This window comes from Pedobacter montanisoli (assembly GCF_022809115.1).
GTDB lineage: Bacteria > Bacteroidota > Bacteroidia > Sphingobacteriales > Sphingobacteriaceae > Pedobacter > Pedobacter montanisoli.
This window is the reverse complement of sequence record NZ_JALGBH010000001.1, coordinates 115,745-136,985: the sequence shown is the minus strand read 5'-3', so window position 1 is coordinate 136,985 and position 21,241 is coordinate 115,745. Positions and strand designations below refer to the sequence as shown.

Sequence of the window (21,241 nt, the reverse complement as noted above, 5' to 3'; positions counted from 1 at the left end):
GACCATGAAACTATTAAAATATTCAATTATAAGCGTATTTCTTCTTGCAGGATGCAAAAAATACCTTTCGGAAGAACCTAAAAAACAAGCCAGCATCAAAACAGTTGCACAACTGGAGGCTTTGGTAGATAACGCTACTGCTTTTTCTTATGAAGTGAATTATACAGCGACCTACTCTACAGACGACACGGAAATCAGCAAGCTCTTTTACCAGAATTACAGGACACAATCTGCTGTTTCTGTTGACAGGGTTCAATATTACGTATGGGATGTGAATGGACTGGTAAACCAAGTTTCTGACCCGCTGTGGAATGGAGAATTTAAAAAGATATTCACAGCTAACTTGATCCTGACAAATATTGACCAGGTGAGCGGTGATGAGGCTGCAAGGCAAAGGGTAAAGGCAGATGCCCACTTCATCAGGGCCTATTCGTACTGGGTTCTTGCGAACCATTATTGTGCCCCTTACTCTGCAGCCAATATGAATAGCCTAGGTTTGCCCATTAAAAAAACCGTTGAGTACACAGAGTCTTTAAAACGGGCTACGTTAAAAGAAACCTATGATTTTATTTTGTCAGATATCGCTGAAGCCCAGAAGGTAACGGTTGATGATGTAGAATCTCTGAAGCCATGGCGTGTAAGTAAAAAAACGCTTGCCGCTTTTATGAGCCGTTTCTATCTTTTTACAGGGGATCTTGACAACAGTATTGCCCAGGCTAATGTCGCATTGGCCAGCACGAATGTCAAACTGGTTGATTTCAAGACTTTAAAGCCTGGGAATTCGGAAAATTATACCAATCCCTCTGCAGTGCTGACCTACGTAGAACTGAATGACTGGGCACCAGTTAAATTCTTATACTGGCCTGAGGCTTATTATACCCGTTATGTTTCTACAGCAGCCCAATGGCATATTCCATCTGCGTCTTTGATTGCGTTGTACGATACGCAAAATGATTTAAGATACAAGGATTTCATAATTCAGAACGGAGGAAGAAGGTTTTCGGTTATCAACCCAGCTACAGCCAGGTATACTGTATTTAGTGATGGCCGTTATATTCCGGCTGGCTTTACCATTGCAGAAGTACTTTTGAACAAGGCAGAAGTGTTGGCCAGAAAAGGCGATGTTGCAGGAGCTATGGATGCGGTAAATGCATTGCGCTTAAAAAGAATGAGCACTTATATTGCATTAACAGCGGCCAATAAGGACGACGCTATTAAAAAAGTATTGGAAGAAAGGAGAAGGGAACTGCCATTTGTTATGCGCTGGTATGATATCCGTAGGTTCAGTGTAAATGATTATCCTGCAGATAATGTTGTGCTAACACGTGATTTCTTTGAAGTAAACTCCACAGGAGTAAACATCAACAACCCTAAAACGTATACTTTGGATGCCAAACGTTTGCTGGTACCTATCAATAATATTGAAATAGATGCCAGTCAGGGCCAGATTGTTCAAAATTCATATTGAGTATCCCGGTAAAAGATAGATCACAAAATAATGAAAAAACTATTATTATATAGCCTGGTAGCCTTTTTAAGTCTGCCAGGCTTTGCACAAAAACCATTGGGTTCTGATTTTACAATTAATGGGAAGATCAATGGCATGGAAACAGGATATATATACCTGTCTTATCAGGTAGGTGAAGCCATGCAAATGGATAGTGCCGCCATTACGAAAGGGAGCTTTGTGTTTAAAGGCAAACTTTCAGAACCAGTTATGGTTAGTATTGCCGCTGCCAGAAACATCAGAAGTATAGAGGATCCCAATATTACCTCCGTTTTTATCGAACCAGCTGTGATGGATATGTCCGTAAGTTATGGCACCTTCAAACAACTGACTCTAAAAGGCTCCAATAGCAACGATGAACTGGAAGAATTAAATCGGCAGAAAGCACCGATACTTAAAGAAATGGAGCCAGCGCAGGCAGCTTATCGGAGTGAGAAAGACTATAGTAAAAAACCCGCCTTATACGAAAAGTTAGGTCCCTTTAAAGCAAGAATGAATAAAGTTGACCTTGCTTATATTAGCGCACATCCGGATTCGTATGTTTCGGCCTACCTCATGAAATCTAAAATGAATTTACTAAAGCTCGATGAAGTGAAAGCCCTTTATCATTCCTTTACGCCAAGGATAAAAGCTAGCGAAGATGGTAAATATGTCTACAAGGAAATGCTCGAGCTGGAAAGTGGATCACCCGGAAGTTTGGCAAGGGTATTTTCTACCATAGATATCAACGGAGAAAAGCTTGATTTGGCTGATTTTAAAGGAAAGAAGTATGTGCTGATCGATTTTTGGGCAAGCTGGTGTCTGCCTTGTAGGAAAGGAAATCCACACCTGTTGTCTTTATATAGTAAGTATAAGGACAAAGGTCTCGAAATTATCGGGATGGCCTATGATGATGGCAATTCTATTGGTTGGAAAAAAGCAGTTGAAGAGGACAAGATTGGGGTTTGGAAACATGTACTAAGAGGGCTTAAGATATCGGCTAGGAGTGTTGATGCCACCAATGATTTAAGCAAAGGTTATGGTGTTCACGTGTTGCCTACTAAAATCTTAATCGATAAAAATGGAATAATCATAGGTCGTTATGGGGGTGGTGGAGAAGATGATGAAGCGCTGGATAAGAAACTTGCAGAGATTTTTGTAAACATTCCGTAGCTCTTTTCAAACAAAAGCATGCAAACAGCCCAAACGCATATTTTGGCTGCCAAACCTTTGCTGGCTTTTTAACAATGTTGAATGGATTCCAGTCAAGACTAAATTGTTCAAAATTAATTATTTAATAACATGGTAAAAAATATTAAAATCTGGTATGCCATTGTATGGAGTGCATTGGTATTTCCTGCTGTTATTTTTGCACAGCAAGGCCAACCCGATGTGGTTACCAATAAATTGCAGCTTGCTAAATTAAGAGCTGCTGTAGAAGCAAGCCCTGATAGCCTCAATGTTCACATGGCCTATACTAAGGCTATAGGCACAGAAAGTCCTGAACTGGAAAAACAATATGCTGCGTGGACAACTAAGTTTCCCAAATCGGCTATAGTCCCTTATGCTATCGGAAAGGCCTATCTTGACGAGGAGAATCCTAAAGCCAAGCCTTACCTTTTAAAAGCAGTTGCTATTAATCCTAACTTTACTGAGGCCTGGGGTGGCTTATGGCAGGATGCAGAACGATGGGGCGATTCCAAAATTTCGCAGGCTTATCTGGAAAAAGCTGCGCTATCTAATCCATCCAATGCAGATTATGCATTTTATTATGCGAGTTCATTTCGAGGTGCTGATAAAGTAAAATGGGTGCAAATGAGTTTAGAGGTAGCCAAACACTTTCCAAATCACGAAAGAGGGGCGCAGGCTTTGTATTGGTTGGCTGTAAGATCAAAAGAAGTAGCTGAAAAATTGAAATATTTTGAATTGTTGCACCGGAGCTATGCACCTGATAAATTCGGCTGGTCGGCAAGCGGTATGTCTGCTTATTTTAACGTGCTTCTTTGGGAAAATGCGGAAAAGGCTCTGGAACTGGCACAGGAAATGGCCCAAACCGAAAAAAAAGAGAAAAAGCAATGGCCTAAACTCGTATCACAGGCACAGGTTATGATCAAAACGAGAACATTGCTCAGTCAAAGAAAGGAAACCGAAGCGTTGGACGAATTAAAAAAGATACAATTGTCGAAATATTCAGAGCTTAAGACAAGACTTGAATTGTTAAAGGCACAGATATATGATTTAGCCGGTAATACTAGAGCTGCGTATGATAGCCTGATCGTAGTTTTTGCAAAGAGCCCCTCTGTACAGATAAGAACTGCAATAGCGGGTTATGGCAACAAGCTTAGTAAAGATAGCTTACAAACCGATGCTGATATTTGGGCAAGCCTGAATGCTATTGCACAGGTAGCAACACCATTTAATGGTTTAAAACGTTACCTTACCCCGGGCACTGCATCATTATCTGATTATAAAGGCAAAGTAATACTGCTAACTTATTGGTTCCCGGGCTGTGGGCCTTGCAGGGCAGAGTTTCCTCATTTTGAGAATGTCGTTAAAAAGTTTAAAGGGAACAATCTAGAATATCTGGGCATCAATATTCTGTCCAAACAAAATGATTATGTGGTTCCGTTTTTGAAAGGTACCGGTTATAGTTTTACTCCATTAGAAGATGTAAGGGAAAGGGTGAAAGGAAATCTGGACAACCATGATCTTGCACCGATGAACTTTCTGATTGACAAAGAAGGCCGTCTGATCTTCTCTAGTTTCAGTATAGATGGAGACAATGAGGATGACCTGGAGCTAATGATTCAAATGCTGATGGACAGCAAAAATGCTAATTAAAGAGCTTCGAGAAAAATTGTGAAAATAATAAATATAGGTTGTTAATAAAGCAGAGAGTGCCAGGTGCTGAAAAGCATCTGCCTCTTTTGCTTAAACCGATAATATCATAAAATTCACGAAGCGAACACGAGCTCTGAAAAAGACTAAATGTAACATCACAAAATAACCATATTGTAATTTCTTGATGTATATCAACAATTTACTGCCGATACTGTTATAAGTTTGTTTAAACTAAAAACAAAATCATGGAAGTACAACAATTTAACAGAGAACATAAAGGCTTTTTCAAAGCGGTAGATAACGATCAGGAAGCCGGATTAATGACTTATACCTGGGCTGGGCCTGAAAAAATGATTATAGATCACACCGAAGTAAACGAAAACTTTTCGGGCAAAGGAGTGGGAAGGCAGTTGGTAGAAGCAGCCGTAAAATATGCAAGAGAACAGCATATTAAAATTATACCACTTTGCCCTTATGCCAAATCAGTTTTTGATAAAACACCAGATTATGCTGATGTATTAGCTTAATTACTTTTTATGAGTTCTAATGTTAGGTAAAAAAGCAGTTAATAATCCGATTAAAGGCAGGTAAGCACAGATAGAAAATACATGGCTTATGCTGGTTTTATCAATCAGGTTACCAATTAAGGCAGAGCCTAAGCCACCCATGCCAAAGGCAAAACCAAAAAACAGACCTGCCACTAACCCTACTTTGCCCGGGATAAGTTCTTGGGCATAAACCAGAATTGCTGAAAAAGCCGAAGCCAGGATCATTCCTATAGGTACAATTAAAATACCTGTCCAGAATAAGTTGGCATGCGGTAATAAAAGTGCAAAAGGCGCAGCGCCTAATATGGAGAACCAGATTACGTACTTTCTTCCGATGCGGTCACCAATAGGGCCGCCTAATAAAGTTCCGGCAGCGATTGAAAATAAGAATACAAATAGATAAATCTGTGAGGTTTGAACCGATACCTGAAATTTATCTATCAGGTAAAAAGTAAAATAACTCGTAAGACTGGCCATGTAAAAATACTTGGAAAAAATCAGGATCAGCAAGATAGATACAGCCATGATCACTTTAGATTTAGGAAGATGATGCTCAGAGGAGTTTAATCTTCCTTTTTTTGAAAGATGATGTGCTAATACATAATTCTTATACCAGTTGCCAACATATCTTAATACCACAATGGCAATTAAGGCAATTGCAGAAAACCAGATAATACTATGTTGTCCTTTAGGTGCAATGATCCATGCGGCAAGTAATGGGCCTAATGAACTTCCGGCATTTCCACCTAATTGGAAAACAGATTGCGCTAGCCCTCTTTTTCCGCCCGAGGCTGCATGTGCCATTCTTGATGCTTCGGGATGAAAAACCGAAGAACCTGTTCCGATCAGCGCTACAGAAAGTAAGATCAGGTAAAAATTATTCGCAAAAGATAAGGTAATCAGTCCGGTAAGCGTAAAAGCCATTCCTACAGCCAAAGAATAAGGCTGCGGCTTTTTGTCTGTATATAAACCTACAAAAGGTTGAAACAGCGAAGCTGCCAATTGAAAAGTTAAAGTAATTAATCCAATCTGAGAGAAACTCAGGTGGTAACTGGTTTTTACAATCGGGTAAATGGCAGGTATCAACGATTGTATGGTATCATTTAATAAATGAGAAAAGCTTAATGCAAATAAAATAGGATATACGGTAGAGCTAAGGTCCTGTGTTGATGTTGTGGTTTTTTCCATTTTCCAAAGTAAAGCACAAATCTACAATTGCTTTTTTGTAATCATAAAATAAAAAAATAACAAAGTTTACAGTTCATGATGTAAATCAGAGATTAAATAGAGAAAAACCACAAAAAAATAATTTTAATCTTTTGATATAAATAAAATTTTTACATAAATTTGTTATGCAAGCATAATAAATTTTATGAAGCAGAAAGAAACAGTAGATTATTTTTTAAAGATAGTTTGGCAAAATATTTCAAACACCTACAACCAGATAGCGTCGGGGTTTGGTATTACGCAAGCTATAGGTTATGTGCTTATTAATATTGAAGCAACCGGCACTAAAGTATCAGCTTTAGCAGCCTTACTGGGAGTTAAATCTACATCTTTATCTCGGATGTTAAACAGTATGGAGCAAATGGGCCTTATTTACAGAGAAACAGATGTTGAAGATAAACGTTCGGTTAAGATTTTTTTAACCCCTTTTGGAGTGGAAAAGCGAAAACTGGCCCGCGACGTGGTTGTTTCATTTAATGAGTATCTCAACGATAAGCTGTCGATAAAAGAAAAAGAACAGTTAATAGCAACTTTAGAAAAAGTTAATAAGCTAACATTACATTATTCGGCATTAAAAGATGGTTATGAACAGAAATATAAGTAAGGTAGCGGTACTGGGCTCAGGCATTATGGGTTCGCGTATTGCCTGTCATTTTGCAAATATAGGTGTGGAAGTTCTGCTGCTTGATATTGCGCCAAAAGAGCTTTTACCTGAAGAGCAGGCAAAAGGGCTTACACTTGAAAGCGATGTGGTTAAGAACAGGATTGTGAATGCAGCACTGCAAAATACCTTGAAAAGCAATCCTTCACCTGTATATTCAAAATCAGTAGTTCATAAGATTACTACAGGTAATTTTACTACAGATATGTCTAAGATAGCACAATGCGACTGGGTGATAGAAGTAGTTGTGGAAAATCTAGAGGTTAAAAAAACGGTTTTCGAACAGGTAGAAAAATACCGTAGACCCGGAACACTGATTACTTCAAACACTTCGGGCATTCCTATTCATATGATGGAAGAAGGACGTTCAGAAGATTTCAAAGCACATTTTTGTGGTACGCACTTTTTTAATCCACCAAGATATCTGCGTCTGTTAGAAATCATCCCAACAAAAGATACCAAAAAAGAAGTGGTAGATTTTCTGATGGAATATGGAGATAAATTCCTGGGGAAAACTACTGTACTTTGTAAAGATACTCCGGCATTTATTGCCAACCGCGTAGGCGTTTATTCTATCATGGCCCTGCTTCATTCCGTTGAAAAACTAAATCTTACCGTTGAAGAAGTGGATAAATATACCGGACCAGCCTTAGGTCGTCCTAAATCTGCAACTTTCCGTACTTCTGATGTGGTAGGCCTTGATACCATGATCAAAGTGGCTAAAGGCCTGTATGATAATTGCCCTGAAGATAAAGCACATGACCTGTTTAAACTGCCTACTTATGTTGAGAAAATGGCAGAAAACAACTGGTTGGGCGATAAAACCAAGCAGGGATTTTATAAAAAAATAAAAAATGCCGAAGGTAAAAGCGAAATATTGGCTTTAGATCTGAAAACATTAGAGTACAAACCTCAGCAAAAGGTTAAATCTGCTACTTTGGAAATGACAAAAACCATTGATAAAGTCGCAGACAGAATGAAGGTTTTTGCGGCAGCTAAAGACAAAGCCGGAGAACTGTTCAGAACTTCTTTTTTTGGCTTGTTTGAGTATGTATCAGACCGTATTCCAGAAATATCAGATGAATTGTACCGTATAGATGATGCAATGCGTGCAGGTTTTGCCTGGGAACTGGGGCCTTTTGAGGTTTGGGATGCTGTGGGTGTAAAGGAAGCGATAGAAGGCATGAAAGCCTATGGACATGAAGCTGCGGCATGGGTACATGAAATGTTAGATGCAGGATTTACTACTTTTTACCGAATAGAAAATGGAGTAAGTCAGTATTATGATATTCCTTCTAAATCTTATAAAAATGTTCCGGGAGCAGAAGATCTGATTATACTGGATCATTTGAGAGCAACCAAAACCATTTACAAAAATGCAGGTGCATCTATTATCGACCTAGGAGATGGTATTTTAAATGTAGAATTTCATTCTAAGATGAATACCATTGGGGGAGATACACTGCAAGCAATCAATAAAGCTATTGATCTGGCTGAAAAAGAATACCGCGGAGTGGTAATTGGTAATGACGGTGGAAACTTCTCGGCAGGCGCAAACGTTGGAATGATTTTTATGATGGCCGTAGAACAGGAATGGTATGAGTTGAATATGGCGATCAGAATGTTCCAGAATACCTCAATGCGCATTCGTTATTCAGCCGTTCCGGTGGTTGTGGCCCCGTTTAATTTAACATTGGGCGGTGGTTGTGAATTTAGTTTACATGCCGATCACGTTCAGATGAGTGCCGAAACTTACATGGGGCTGGTAGAGTTTGGCGTAGGTGTAATACCTGGTGGCGGTGGTACCAAAGAATTTGCTTTAAGAGCAGGAGATGAGCTGAAAGATGATCAGATAGCACAAAATACATTAAAAGAACGCTTCTTGACCATTGGTACAGCTAAAGTTTCAACATCAGCACAAGAAGCTATAGAGTTAGGTTACATACAAAAAGAAAAAGCAGGCATTACCATGAACAGGTCGCGTTTACTGGCCGATGCAAAAGCGAAAGCTATAGAATTGGCCGACGCAGGTTATACAAAACCAGTTCAGAGAAAAGATATTAAGGTTTTAGGCAATCATGGCTTAGGTATTGTTTATGCAGGCGCAAACAGTATGCATGCAGGTAATTACATTTCTGAACATGATCAAAAAATCTCTGAAAAGTTAGGTTACGTAATGTGTGGCGGAGATTTATCTGCACCTACAGAAGTGTCTGAACAATATTTACTAGATCTGGAGCGTGAAGCGTTTCTGCAATTATGTACGGAGCGAAAAACATTAGAGCGTATCCAGTCTATTATTACAAAAGGTAAGCCGTTGAGAAATTAAGAGTAGTTAGGTAGGAGATATGAGAAATTAGATTTGAGATGTTTGAAAATGAGGTTTAAGATAGTTGAAGCATGCATAATTTAAAAGAATTAAAAATTTGGAACAAAGCTGTTGATTTGGCAGTTGAAGTTTACAAAGTTACAGCCAACTATCCCTTAGATGAACGTTTTGGATTAATTAATCAATCTCGCAGAGCAGTTGTATCTATCTCATCAAATATTGCAGAAGGTGCAGGACGAAATTCAGAGAAAGAGTTCTGTAATTTTTTGGGAATAGCAAATGGCTCATGTTTTGAATTGCAAACTCAATTGGTAATAGCTAACAGATTGATTCTGATTAAAGAAGAAGAACTCAATTCTTTGCTGGCTCAGATAGACGAATTACAAAAAATGACCTATGGGCTACAGCAAAGACTTAAAAATAAGATTAGTAAATAAACAGTTAACAAGATTTGGTATTTAGATTTAAGGCTAATCCTCAAATCTCAAATCTCAAATCTCAAATCAAAAAACAATGCAAGAAGCATATATCATTGCAGGTCTTAGATCAGCGGTAGGAAAAGCACCAAGAGGTGTGTTCCGCTTTACAAGAGCAGACGATTTAGCAGCAGATGTGATTAAACAACTGATTGCATCTGTACCTAATTTAAATAAAGAAGAAATTGATGATGTTATTGTGGGTAATGCAACCCCGGAGGCTGAACAAGGACTAAATGTAGCCCGTATGATCAGTCTGATGTCTTTAGATACCGATAAAGTGCCAGGTGTAACGATGAATAGGTATTGTGCTTCAGGTTTGGAAACCATTGCTACGGCAGTAGCAAAAATAAAAGCAGGTATGGCCGATTGTATCATTGCCGGAGGGGTAGAAGTGATGAGTGGTATGCCATTTGGCGGCTGGAAATTGGTTCCTAATCCTGTAGTTGCTAAAAATCATCCCGATTGGTATTGGGGAATGGGCTTAACTGCAGAAGCAGTGGCTAAAGAATTTAATGTAAGTCGTGAAGATCAGGATATCTTTTCTTTCAATTCACATCAAAAAGCTATCAATGCAATAAAAAATGGGCATTTAAAATCGGGGGTTGCTCCAATAACGGTGAACGAAACTTACCTGGATGAAAACCTGAAAAAGAAAACCCGTTCATATGTAGTAGATACTGATGAAGGGCCAAGAGCAGATACCACCATTGAAAAGTTAGCAAAACTGAAACCTGTTTTTGCTGCTGGTGGATGTATTACGGCAGGTAACTCTTCGCAAACATCAGATGGCGCTGCTTTTGTAATTGTGGTTTCAGAAAAAAAACTGAAAGAATTAGGCGTAGAGCCTATTGCAAGATTAGTAAGTTACGGAGTTGCCGGAGTTCCTCCACGTATTATGGGCATAGGACCTATAGAGGCTATTCCGAAAGCTTTAAAGCAAGCTGGTTTAAAACAAGACGATATTGATTTGATAGAACTCAATGAAGCTTTTGCATCGCAATCTTTGGCTATTATCAGAAACTTAAATCTAAATACAGATAAGCTGAATGTAAATGGAGGTGCAATTGCATTAGGACACCCGCTTGGTTGTACAGGAGCAAAATTAACCGTACAAATCTTGAACGAACTTAAAGCAAGAAAACAAAAATATGGTATGGTTACTATGTGCGTAGGTACAGGGCAGGGAGCTGCCGGTATTTTTGAATTGCTTTAACATAATAAAAGAGTATTGCTTAAGCTATAGAGAATAAAATTTAACCTAGGGAACATTGTCATTTATCCTTGTTCCTTCATCCTTAATCTAAAACAAAAATGGAAAATACAGATAAAAAGATAATCAAAGGCGGAGAATTCTTAATCAAAGAAACATCTTATCAGGATATATTTATTCCAGAAGAATTTGACGAAGAACAGCAAATGATTGCCCAAACCTGCCGTGATTTTTTAGCAGCAGAAGTTTTTCCTAATCTTGAAAAAATCGATAAGCAAGAAGACCCTGAATTTATGCCTAATTTGTTAACAAAAGCAGGCGAATTAGGGATTTTAGGTGTATCTGTTCCCGAAGAATATGGAGGTTTTGGTAAGAATTTTAACACTTCTATGTTAGTGGCAGATGTTGTGGGAGCGGGACATTCTTTTGCGGTAGCTTTATCTGCCCATACAGGTATTGGTACACTGCCTATTTTGTATTATGGTAATGAAGAGCAAAAGGCAAAATATATTCCTAAGTTAGGAACGGGTGAGTGGAAAGCGGCTTATTGTTTAACTGAACCGAATTCGGGTTCTGATGCAAATTCGGGTAAGACCAAAGCGAAATTAAGCGAAGATGGTAAACATTACATCATTAATGGGCAGAAAATGTGGATCACTAATGGAGGTTTTGCTGATATCTTCATTGTATTTGCTAAAATTGATGAAGATGAGAACTTAACTGCATTCATTGTTGAACGTGATTTTGGTGGAATAACCATGAACCCTGAAGAACATAAAATGGGTATCAAAGGTTCTTCTACCAGACAAATCTTTTTTAACGATTGCCCTGTTCCGGTAGAAAATATGCTTTCTGAAAGACAGAACGGTTTTAAAATCGCGGTAAATATTCTTAACATTGGACGTATCAAATTATCGGCTGCTGCTATAGGTGCATCAAAACAAACCATAAGCACAGCTGTAAATTATGCAAATGAACGTCTGCAATTTGGCCGTCAGATTTCTAAGTATGGCGCCATCCGCTATAAATTAGCTGAAATGGCTTCTAAGGTATATGCTGTTGACGCAGCTAATTATCGTGCCGGACAAAATATTGATGATACCTACGATGCGCTGGTGGCAGGGGGTATGGAGCCTTCTAAAGCAAAACTAAAATCGGTGGAACAATTTGCCGTAGAATGTGCTATCCTGAAAGTTTGGGGTTCTGAGGCTTTAGATTATGTGGTAGATGAAGGTGTGCAGATTTACGGCGGTATGGGTTTTAGTGCAGATGCACCTATGGACAGAGCTTATCGTGATGCCCGTATCAACAGAATTTTTGAAGGTACCAACGAGATCAATCGTTTATTAACCGTTGATATGATGCTGAAAAGAGCCATGAAAGGCGAGTTAGATCTGATGACTCCGGCCACAGCAGTAGCAAACGAGCTGATGGCTATTCCTGAATTTGGCGAAGAAGATGATACTTTATTTGCAACTGAGAAAAAAGTACTGGCTAATCTTAAGAAAGCTACTTTGATGGTTGCAGGGGCTGCTGTGCAGAAATTAATGATGAGCCTGAGCAAAGAACAGGAAATCTTGATGAATATTGCAGATATGGCAGGTTATGTATATGTATTGGAATCGACAATATTAAGGACAGAAAAATTGGTAAGCCTAAAAGGCGAAGAAGCTTGTAAAGGCCAGCTGGATTTAATGCGCATTTATCTGGTAGAAGCTGTTGATGGAGTTGCAAAGGCCGGTAAGGAGGCATTATGGGCTTTTGCTGAAGGTGATGAATTGCGTATGATGTTGGTAGGTTTACGTAGATTTACCAAAGTTGAACCCTTTAATGTTAAAGAAGCCCGTCAGAATGTGGCAAAACAGATTATAGAAGCGAATAAATATTGCTTCTAACAATATCCTCCTACAAAGAGGCTGTTTAAAATTTCTTCGTCATCCCGAATTTATTTTAGGACCTTTAAAAAGGTCATTTGCCTGAAAAGATTCCATATCGGATACCGAATGACTTTTAATTTTTTGAACAGCCTCTTTTTCATTTGTTAAAATTGGTTAAAAATTGTAGTAACCATTCTAAAAGATTATTTTTGCTGCATGAAGTTTCAAGCCAAACTATTATTGGTGTTTTTTGTAGTTGCCGGATTAATTACAGGATGCAGTAAAGATAAATATGATGCCGAGAAGCAGGCCGGTATTGATGATGGTCTGATTGTTGATTTTATAAAGAAGAATAATCTCAGCGCCACAAAGCATAGTTCTGGATTATATTATCAGATCATTACACCAGGTACGGGAGATTATAACATTAATGCGTCTTCTACAGTAACAGTAAATTATGAAGGTAAACTGTTAGATGGAAGTGTGTTTGATAAATCAAAACAGGCAATTACTTTTTCATTATCACAGGTAATTAAAGGTTGGACTATCGGAATTCCTTTGATACAACCAGGGGGGAGAATAAGACTGTTGATCCCATCAACTTTAGCTTATGGAAACGAATCGCCGGGTCCGGGGATACCCAAAAATTCAGTTTTAGATTTTACAGTAGATTTAATAAGCGTAAAATAAATGCGTAAAATATTTTTATATACAGCCATATTGCTGGTTTCTTTTGTAGTGTTTAACTCGTGTACAAAAGAGTACGAAAGCATAGAAAGCGTTGATAAAGCCAAGATCGAAGCTTATATCAAGAAAAATAACCTCTTAATGAAAGATACGTTGGGGTTTTATTATCAGATTATTGATGAAGGTACAGGTAATTTTCTTAAGAATACTGATTCCGTATTGTATGATTTTGATATTAAATCTTTAGATGGACAGGTATATCAGAGTAATGATGTTTACTCAAATAATGGTACCTATGTAGGTTATGTTACTTCGCCAGGGGCTTTCAGAACCGTAATGTATAAATTAAAACGTGGTGGACACGCTAAAATTATTATTCCATCTTATTTAGCTTTTGGTAAGAATGGTAATGGAAACATTCCATCTAACGAGGTAATTGTAACTGATCTGAAAATCTTTAAAGAAGCTTCTCAGATTGAATTAGATGAAAACAGGATTAAAGCGTTTTTAACAGCTAACAATATTACGAATGCAGTTAGACATTCATCAGGTATTTATTATCAGGTGATTACGCCGGGTACAGGAACAGATGTTATAGATGATTATTCTACGCTTGAAGTTAAATATATAGGCAAATTGTTAAATGGAACAACTTTCGATTCAAGTGATTCTTTTAGTACTACATTAAATGGAGTGATTTCGGGCTGGAGAACCATTTTACCTTTATTTACATCAGGAGCAAAGGTACGTATCTTCCTACCTTCAAAATATGGATATGGAAGTGCATCAACAGGAGCCATAACACCTAATTCGGTATTGGATTTTACTATAGATATTACGAAAGTAACTAACGAATAAGAAGTTTATTCATCAAAAATAATATGAAGCGTTACAGAAATCCTTGTAACGCTTTTTTTGTGCCTAATTAAAGCAATATATCTGTTAGTGCAGCTTGAAGCTTATCAAACTTAAACTTAAAACCTGCTTGTTCGAGCTTCTGATTGCTTGTATGGGTGCTCATTAAAGGTAAAATACTCATCTTACCCATTAATAAACGAAGTATAAAGCTAGGTACATGAAGTGGCAGAACAGGCTTCTTTAAAATTTGGGCAACTTCAATGGTAAGGATTTTATTGGTAACAGGGTTTGAAGCACAGGCATTATAAACACCCGTTACATGATGATCGCTAATGGCTTTTAAATAAATCGCGGTTAAATCATTTAAATGTATCCATGGAATGATCTGTTTACCCGAACCCAGAGGAGCTCCTAAATACCATCTGATCATTTTGGTTATAGGACTTAAAGCTCCGCCCTGATCAGATAAAACAAAACCTGTTCTTATTTTCACTACATCTATGCCCAGAGTGCTGAATTGGTCAGCAGCATTTTCCCATAGTTTACAGCAAAGAGGTAAGAAACCTTTGCCTAACCTGCTATTTTCGGTCAAAATTTCTGCTCCTCTATCGCCATAAATGCCCACTGCCGATGCCGATATGAATTTTTGTAGAGGTATCCGGTGTTTTTTAACAGTTTCAAAAAGCAAGTCGGCAGAGTTTACGCGACTGTTAATAATTTCTTTCTTTTGTTTTTTTGTCCATCTTTTGGCTGCAATGCTTTCTCCTGCCAAGTGCACAAGAACATCTATGTTTTCAAAAACTTTAACATCGATCTGGTTGTTAGCAATATCCCACAGATAAACATCAACTCCTGAAATAGCGGTAGCATGTCTGCTAAGAATAGAAACTTTATATCCCTGTTGTAAAAGAAGTTGAACTAATTCTTTGCCGATCAGCCCGCTTGCACCTGTAATTAAAACGCGTTTACCCATGTCGAATGCTTATTTTAAAACATCCAGTACATTGAAAAGTTTACGACTGATACCTGATCCGTAATAATTGTTAACGTTGATCACAACAATGTACTTATTTCCTTTTTTATCAGTATGGTAACCTGCATAGGCTGTAACATCACTTATGTTCCCACTTTTAATTTTCATGCCGTTGTATTCGGGTAATGAGTTATAATAATCGCCAAACCAGTTTTCTTTCTGAACCTGAAATAATATCGAAGCCATGGCAAAAGTTGTTACCCTGTCGCCAGGAGAAAGGCCACTACCATCAATAATATTAAGTGCTTTCTTATCTATTCCTTTTGAGCCCCAAAAATTAATTAAAGTATTGGCTCCGCTTCTTGTGGTGCCGGGTTTGTTCTGTTGGTAAGCAATGGTTTTTAAAAGTTGCTCGCCGTATAGATTAATGCTTTTTTTGTTAAACCAGTAAACAATCTCGCTCAAACTAGGCGAAAGATAAGAATGCAATTGATGTTTATTCGTTGTATCTAATGTTTTCTTCGCTAGTGATAATAAGCGTGAAGTAGCAGCTTGTTCAACTACGTTGATACCTAAACGACTTAAGGTATCCTGTAGCCTGTAGGCCGCATCAAAAGCACCATCGGGCAGAGCTAATGAAATTCCTTTTTTGCTGATATCAAGGCCCCATGTACCGCGCATATAGGCAACATTGGTGTAAGGGGGTAAAAAGCCATAAGCATTATCTCCAGACCCTCTGTTACCGGTTTTCAATTCATTAACAAGAGTTAGATAAGGCATAACAGGAGAGACAGAGTTAATACCCACATCTTCTCCAACATTTTTTCCCGGATTAAGGTTTACATCGAATTGGTTTTCGCGCCAGCAGATAGAACCCCCACCTGCACCATAATAATTACCCATATCTTGCCAGGTCCATCCTTCAGGCATGGTCTGAGTGCCAAAGGCAGAATCATCAGCGATTACCGAGCCATCAATTTTTTTAATACCTGCATTTCTGATTGCGCTAACCCATTGGTTAAGTATATTATTTTCTTTTGTTTGTTCGTAACGCCATGAACCCAAAGTAGGATCTCCTGAACCTTTGATAATGATATTTCCTTTTAAAGTACCGTTATGATCAATAACACCTGTATAGCTTAACGTGGTTTCGTATTTGAAATCTTTTCCTAAAAGATAAAAGGCCGTTGCAGAAGTAATGGTTTTTAACGTAGAAGCAGTAGCCAGTCCGGTATTTTCATTCTTTGCATAGATTATTTTTCCGGTATTGGCATCTAATACACATAACGAAGACGTGGCATATTTGTTCTGCTCATCATTCTCAAAGTTTTTAAATGCTGCTTCAAGTTTTTGAGCAACAGATTGCGCAAAACTGATTTGGCAAATGGCAATGAAAAGAAAAAATAGTTTCAGGGATTTCATATGGTTTGGGTTTGGCAAATAAAGAGGTTGTCTAAGGAGCTTGCGTCATTCTGTACTTGGTAAAGAAATCTTTATGGTATAGATCCTGAAACGAGTTCAGGATGACGGCGAACTTTATCTTAAACAACCTCTATCAATTTTATACTAAGGCCTTTTCTACTAAATACTCGGCAATTTGTACAGCATTTGTGGCAGCACCTTTACGCAGGTTATCGGCCACGATCCACATATTTAAAGTATTAGGCTGCGATTCGTCTCTGCGTAAACGACCTACAAAAACCTCATCTCTTTGATGTGCATCTTTTGGCATTGGGTATTTGAGATTGGCCACATCATCAACTACAATAATACCGGGAGCATTTTCTAGAATGCTGCGTAATTCGCTTAAGTCAAAATCATTTTCAAACTCCACATTTACAGACTCTGAGTGACCACCCATTACCGGAATACGTACTGTAGTAGCGGTTACTTTGATATGGTCATCGCCCATAATCTTGTTGGTTTCTTTGATCATTTTCATTTCCTCTTTGGTGTATCCGTTATCCTGAAAAACATCAATGTGAGGAAGTACATTTAAATCTATTTCATAAGGATAAGCTTTTGGCCCCTCAATTCCCTTACGTTCGTTCATTAACTGGTCAACAGCTTTAACCCCGGTTCCGGTAACAGACTGATAAGTAGAAACCACAACACGTTTAATTTTATATTTCTCATGCAAAGGTTGTAAAGCTACTACCATTTGTATGGTTGAACAGTTAGGGTTGGCAATGATCTTATCTTCTTTGGTTAAAACTTTGGCATTAACTTCAGGAACCACTAATTTTTTGGTTTCATCCATTCTCCATGCCGATGAATTATCAATAACCGTTGTGCCTACTGCGGCAAATTTAGGTGCGCTCTCTAAAGAAGTACTTCCACCTGCAGAAAATAAAGCAATATCAGGACGTAATTGTATGGCAGTTTCCATGCTAACAATTGGAAATTCCTTACCCTTATACATAATCTTCTTACCAACGCTCTTTTCTGAGGCTACGGGAATTAATTCTGTCATCGGGAAATTTCTCTCTTCCAATACTTTTAACATAACGGTACCCACTAAGCCAGTGGCACCTACTACTGCAACTTTCATTTTTTCTTGATTTATTTACTATATTTAATATTAAGGATGTTGAATTCTCAAATATGAGAAAAACTTTACTTTTATTTCTAATAATATGCTCTAAACTAGTTTCTGCTCAGCTAATTGATGATTTTTCTGACGGAGATTTTACTTCCAGCCCTAAATGGTCTGGAACTGTAAACTATTTTAGGGTTAGCAATGGCTATCTTCAATCTAATGGGCCACAAGCTTCTTCAACGCTTTACTTAAGCACATCTAATACTTTGGCGGCTGCTGCGGTGTGGGAGTTTTATTTAAAATTGAGCTTTGACCCCAGTACCACAAACTATCCACGTATTTACTTGGTTTCCAATAAAGAAGACCTGAGTTCAACTTCGGACATGCAGGCCTATTACTTGCAATTGGGTTCTCCATCTAATGCGGAGAATTTCTTTCTGGTTAAACAGAATGGAACCACATCAACAACATTACTTAACTTACCCGATAAACCCAGATCAAATGCCAATGCCGTAACAGTAAGGGTTAGAGTAGAAAGAGATCTTAATGGACACTGGGATATCTATACTGATTTTACAGGTGGCAGAAACTTTACTTTTGATGGTTCGGTAATAGATAATACTTTTATTTCTACCTCATATTTTGGGGTGTATTGCAGGTATTCAACAGGGAACAGGTTTAATCAGTTCTATTTTACGGATTTTAAAATTGAAAGTTATGTAGCCGCCCCTCCACAGTTGCTGGAAGTGAAATCGCTTGATGACCAAACTTTTGAAGTTACTTTTGATAAAGCTGTAAACGCTTCAGCTTTACAAAGCTCGAATTATGGGCTTTCAGGTTTGGGCTCTCCTCAAAAGGCAGAAGCAGGTATCAATCCTGCTAAGATTAAACTGAGTTATGCAGATGCGGTTCCTTCAGGAAATTATACTTTGACGGTTAGCCATATAGCCGATTTAAGGAACAATGTTATGCCTGTTCCACAGGTTAAAAGCTTTTTACATATCAAAAAATATATAGCGAAGAAGGGCGATGTAATCATCAATGAAATTATGGCTAATCCTAAAGGGGTAAAAGGTTTGCCTGAAACAGAGTATATAGAGCTTTGGAATAAATCAGATGAATACATTATTGTAAGCGGCTGGAAATACAGTAAAGATGCAGCAACAAAACCAGTTGTACTTACTGCCGATACACTTGCACCCAAACAATACCTTATTTTATGTGCCAATGCTAATGCACCGTTGTTAAAACCCTTTGGCAAAGCAATGGGTTTGGCCTCATGGCCAGCTTTAACCAATACCAAGGCAAACCTCAAAATATATGATATGCATGATAACCTGATAGATGAGGTAAGTTATACTGATACATGGTATCAGGATGCGAAGAAAAAATCGGGTGGATTTTCACTTGAACTGATTAATCCTTACGGCAATTGTACAGGCGGCGCAAACTGGATAGCCTCAATTGCCGAATACGGCGGTACGCCGGGAAGTAAAAATTCAGTTTATAATGATGAGAAAGATACGCAAGGACCTCAGATTATTTTAACAACGATTATAAATCCTCGTGTTATCCAGATAGATTTTGATAAAAAGCTAGCAGCTCATACTGCGATAAATATTTCTAATTATGTGATGAATAATGGTGTGGGTACACCAGTTTCTATAGAATTGGTTGAACCCCTTTACAAAACCGTTATGCTGACCTTTGAGAAGGATTTAACCAAAGGAATTGAATATACTTTAACCTGTAGTAATTTGACCAATTGCTCAGGAGCAGAAATGCAGCAGGGAAGAAATGCATCGAAGTTTTTTTATGCTAAAGATATATTGCCCAACAGCATTCTCATTAGTGAGGTATTGTTTAACCCTAAAGTAAGAGGGGCGGAATTTGTAGAAATTTATAACAATACAGAGCATATTCTAGATCTGAAAGATTTGAAAATAGGCAATGCCGATAGGAAAAATGATAAGATTATCAGCAACGTTTCGTTGTTTATTCAGCCTAAAACCTATTGGGTATTGAGCGCCAACATTGAACATTTAAAAGAAACCTACTCCGTTAAATATCCTGATCAAATGGTAAAGATGCCTAATATGCCGGCTTACAATAATGATAAAGGAATGGTGGCGTTATATGTTGATGATAAAATCATAGACAGTTTTTCTTATCATGAAAAAATGCATCATGCATTGCTGAAAAATTATAAAGGCGTATCTCTTGAAAGGGTATCTTTTAACAGGCATACAAATGAAAGTACAAATTGGCAATCAGCAGCAGTCATAGCGGGTTATGCTACACCTACTTCAGAAAATTCACAACAGGAAAATGGAATCCTAAAGAATGAGGTAGTTTTGGTAAGTAAAACTTTCTCACCAGATCAGGATGGTTTTGAAGATACTTTACAAATTAATTATCGTTTTAAGCAAAACGGAAATCTGGCAACAATCAATATTTATACAGATAAAGGCTTGCTTGTAAGAAATCTGATCAGGAACAATTCTATGCCCACACAGGGAAGTTTGGAGTGGGATGGATTGGATAATAACGGGAAACTATGTAAAGTAGGCGTTTATGTTATTAAATTTGAAACTTTTACTGCGGAAGGTGAGGTTGAACGTTTTACCAAAACCTGTGTACTGGCCGCTAAACTGAACTGATCATGTCGTTTATCTTTTCTAAATTATTGGTAGTAGCCATTAGACCTCTTACTTGGATTATCGTATTGTTGCTGATGGCACTTTTCTCTAAGCGGATGCAGTGCAGAAAATATTATTTGATTGCAACAATATGCACTCTACTTTTCTTTACGAACCAATTTATTGCCTCAAGCGTAGCTAAGCTTTATGAAGCTGAATATCCTGCTTTAAAGACCTACGACTATGGTATTTTGTTGGGCGGTTTTTCTGGCAAAAATCTTAGAAATAACGAAATTGAATTTCATGATTCTGCCGATCGTTTCCTGCAAACCTACAGGTTGTATAAAGAGGGTGCGATTGCTAAAATATTGATCAGTAGCGGCAGCGCAAACTTGTTTGTGAAAGGACCAAAAGAGGCCGATGATGTTGCTACTTATTTACGAAAAACAGGTGTGCCTGACAGTGCTGTTCTAGTAGAAAGCAATAGCCGGAATACGAGAGAGAATTTGTTGTATAGCTTTAAGCTGATCAATAATAAAGATGCCAGGATACTCATTATCACAAGCGCCTGGCATATTCCACGTACAAAGCTTTTATTAAAAGAAATGGGTTACAGTAATGTTGATTTTTACCCTACAAATTTCCTTTCTAACTCAGATTACCAATGGAACGATTATTTAATTCCTGATGTTCAGGCTTTAGATAAATGGACCTTGCTGATCAAAGAATGGGTTGGTTGTATAGCTATAAAAATAGGGGTAAATTAATGTGAATTGGGGATAGGCTATATTGTATTTAAACCTAAATTAGGTTTCTTAAATTATCGCCTCATTGGCCGGCGGGGCCTAGTCCTTTTTATGAAAAAAGGACCAAAAACCACCGACTGC

General features: G+C 38.0%; 17 protein-coding genes. 13 read left to right on the top strand and 4 right to left on the bottom strand.

Going from position 1 to position 21,241, the window contains the following annotated elements; all coding sequences use genetic code 11:
* Positions 1 to 4 precede the first annotated feature (4 nt).
* From MMF97_RS00610 to MMF97_RS00595, 4 genes are all read left to right on the top strand, one after another.
* Positions 5 to 1,468: a RagB/SusD family nutrient uptake outer membrane protein gene (locus tag MMF97_RS00610; protein WP_243357553.1), complete on the top strand. Its 1,464-nt coding sequence runs from the start codon at positions 5 to 7 to the stop codon at positions 1,466 to 1,468.
* Between the two features lie 30 nt (positions 1,469 to 1,498).
* Positions 1,499 to 2,659, top strand: a complete 1,161-nt coding sequence (locus tag MMF97_RS00605; protein WP_243357552.1) for an AhpC/TSA family protein — start codon at positions 1,499 to 1,501, stop codon at positions 2,657 to 2,659.
* Between the two features lie 129 nt (positions 2,660 to 2,788).
* A complete protein-coding gene (locus MMF97_RS00600; RefSeq protein WP_243357551.1) occupies positions 2,789 to 4,327 on the top strand; it encodes a redoxin domain-containing protein in 1,539 nt (512 codons plus the stop codon).
* A 245-nt stretch (positions 4,328 to 4,572) separates the two neighbouring features.
* The gene (locus MMF97_RS00595) at positions 4,573 to 4,854 is read left to right on the top strand and encodes a GNAT family N-acetyltransferase (protein WP_243357550.1); all 282 of its coding nucleotides are present in this window, start codon (positions 4,573 to 4,575) and stop codon (positions 4,852 to 4,854) included.
* Here the strand turns inward: MMF97_RS00595 and MMF97_RS00590 are convergent, their stop codons facing one another.
* Positions 4,855 to 6,063: an MFS transporter gene (locus tag MMF97_RS00590; RefSeq protein WP_243357549.1), complete on the bottom strand. Its 1,209-nt coding sequence runs from the start codon at positions 6,061 to 6,063 to the stop codon at positions 4,855 to 4,857.
* Between the two features lie 184 nt (positions 6,064 to 6,247).
* Between MMF97_RS00590 and MMF97_RS00585 the strand changes: the two genes are divergently transcribed.
* From MMF97_RS00585 to MMF97_RS00555, 7 genes are all read left to right on the top strand, one after another.
* Complete coding sequence (locus MMF97_RS00585; protein ID WP_243357548.1) at positions 6,248 to 6,706, top strand: MarR family winged helix-turn-helix transcriptional regulator; 459 nt, start codon at positions 6,248 to 6,250, stop codon at positions 6,704 to 6,706.
* Complete coding sequence (locus tag MMF97_RS00580; RefSeq protein WP_243357547.1) at positions 6,687 to 9,092, top strand: 3-hydroxyacyl-CoA dehydrogenase/enoyl-CoA hydratase family protein; 2,406 nt, start codon at positions 6,687 to 6,689, stop codon at positions 9,090 to 9,092. Before MMF97_RS00585 ends, MMF97_RS00580 begins: the two co-directional genes overlap by 20 nt.
* A gap of 71 nt (positions 9,093 to 9,163) precedes the next feature.
* On the top strand, positions 9,164 to 9,529 hold the full coding sequence (locus MMF97_RS00575; protein WP_243357546.1) for a four helix bundle protein: 366 nt from the start codon (positions 9,164 to 9,166) through the stop codon (positions 9,527 to 9,529).
* Between the two features lie 76 nt (positions 9,530 to 9,605).
* On the top strand, positions 9,606 to 10,784 hold the full coding sequence (locus MMF97_RS00570) for an acetyl-CoA C-acyltransferase (RefSeq protein ID WP_243357545.1): 1,179 nt from the start codon (positions 9,606 to 9,608) through the stop codon (positions 10,782 to 10,784).
* Positions 10,785 to 10,882: 98 nt separating this feature from the next.
* Positions 10,883 to 12,676 carry an acyl-CoA dehydrogenase family protein gene (locus tag MMF97_RS00565; RefSeq protein WP_243357544.1) on the top strand — a complete coding sequence of 598 codons (1,794 nt, stop codon included), beginning with the start codon at positions 10,883 to 10,885 and terminating at the stop codon, positions 12,674 to 12,676.
* Between the two features lie 198 nt (positions 12,677 to 12,874).
* Entirely contained in the window at positions 12,875 to 13,348 is a 474-nt protein-coding gene (locus MMF97_RS00560) for an FKBP-type peptidyl-prolyl cis-trans isomerase (RefSeq protein ID WP_243357543.1), read from the top strand.
* Positions 13,349 to 14,203 (top strand): FKBP-type peptidyl-prolyl cis-trans isomerase, encoded by an 855-nt coding sequence (locus MMF97_RS00555; RefSeq protein WP_243357542.1) that lies wholly within the window; start codon positions 13,349 to 13,351, stop codon positions 14,201 to 14,203.
* A gap of 67 nt (positions 14,204 to 14,270) precedes the next feature.
* Here the strand turns inward: MMF97_RS00555 and MMF97_RS00550 are convergent, their stop codons facing one another.
* From MMF97_RS00550 to MMF97_RS00540, 3 genes are all read right to left on the bottom strand, one after another.
* Positions 14,271 to 15,176, bottom strand: a complete 906-nt coding sequence (locus MMF97_RS00550; RefSeq protein WP_243357541.1) for a TIGR01777 family oxidoreductase — start codon at positions 15,174 to 15,176, stop codon at positions 14,271 to 14,273.
* 9 nt (positions 15,177 to 15,185) lie between these two features.
* Positions 15,186 to 16,598 (bottom strand): D-alanyl-D-alanine carboxypeptidase/D-alanyl-D-alanine endopeptidase, encoded by a 1,413-nt coding sequence (gene dacB / locus MMF97_RS00545; protein WP_243357540.1) that lies wholly within the window; start codon positions 16,596 to 16,598, stop codon positions 15,186 to 15,188.
* A gap of 139 nt (positions 16,599 to 16,737) precedes the next feature.
* Entirely contained in the window at positions 16,738 to 17,727 is a 990-nt protein-coding gene (locus tag MMF97_RS00540; protein WP_243357539.1) for an aspartate-semialdehyde dehydrogenase, read from the bottom strand.
* Positions 17,728 to 17,780: 53 nt separating this feature from the next.
* Here MMF97_RS00540 and MMF97_RS00535 point away from each other — a divergent pair, with 53 nt between their 5' ends.
* Entirely contained in the window at positions 17,781 to 20,375 is a 2,595-nt protein-coding gene (locus tag MMF97_RS00535) for a lamin tail domain-containing protein (protein ID WP_243357538.1), read from the top strand.
* Between the two features lie 2 nt (positions 20,376 to 20,377).
* Positions 20,378 to 21,121 carry a YdcF family protein gene (locus tag MMF97_RS00530; RefSeq protein ID WP_243357537.1) on the top strand — a complete coding sequence of 248 codons (744 nt, stop codon included), beginning with the start codon at positions 20,378 to 20,380 and terminating at the stop codon, positions 21,119 to 21,121.
* Positions 21,122 to 21,241 lie beyond the last annotated feature (120 nt).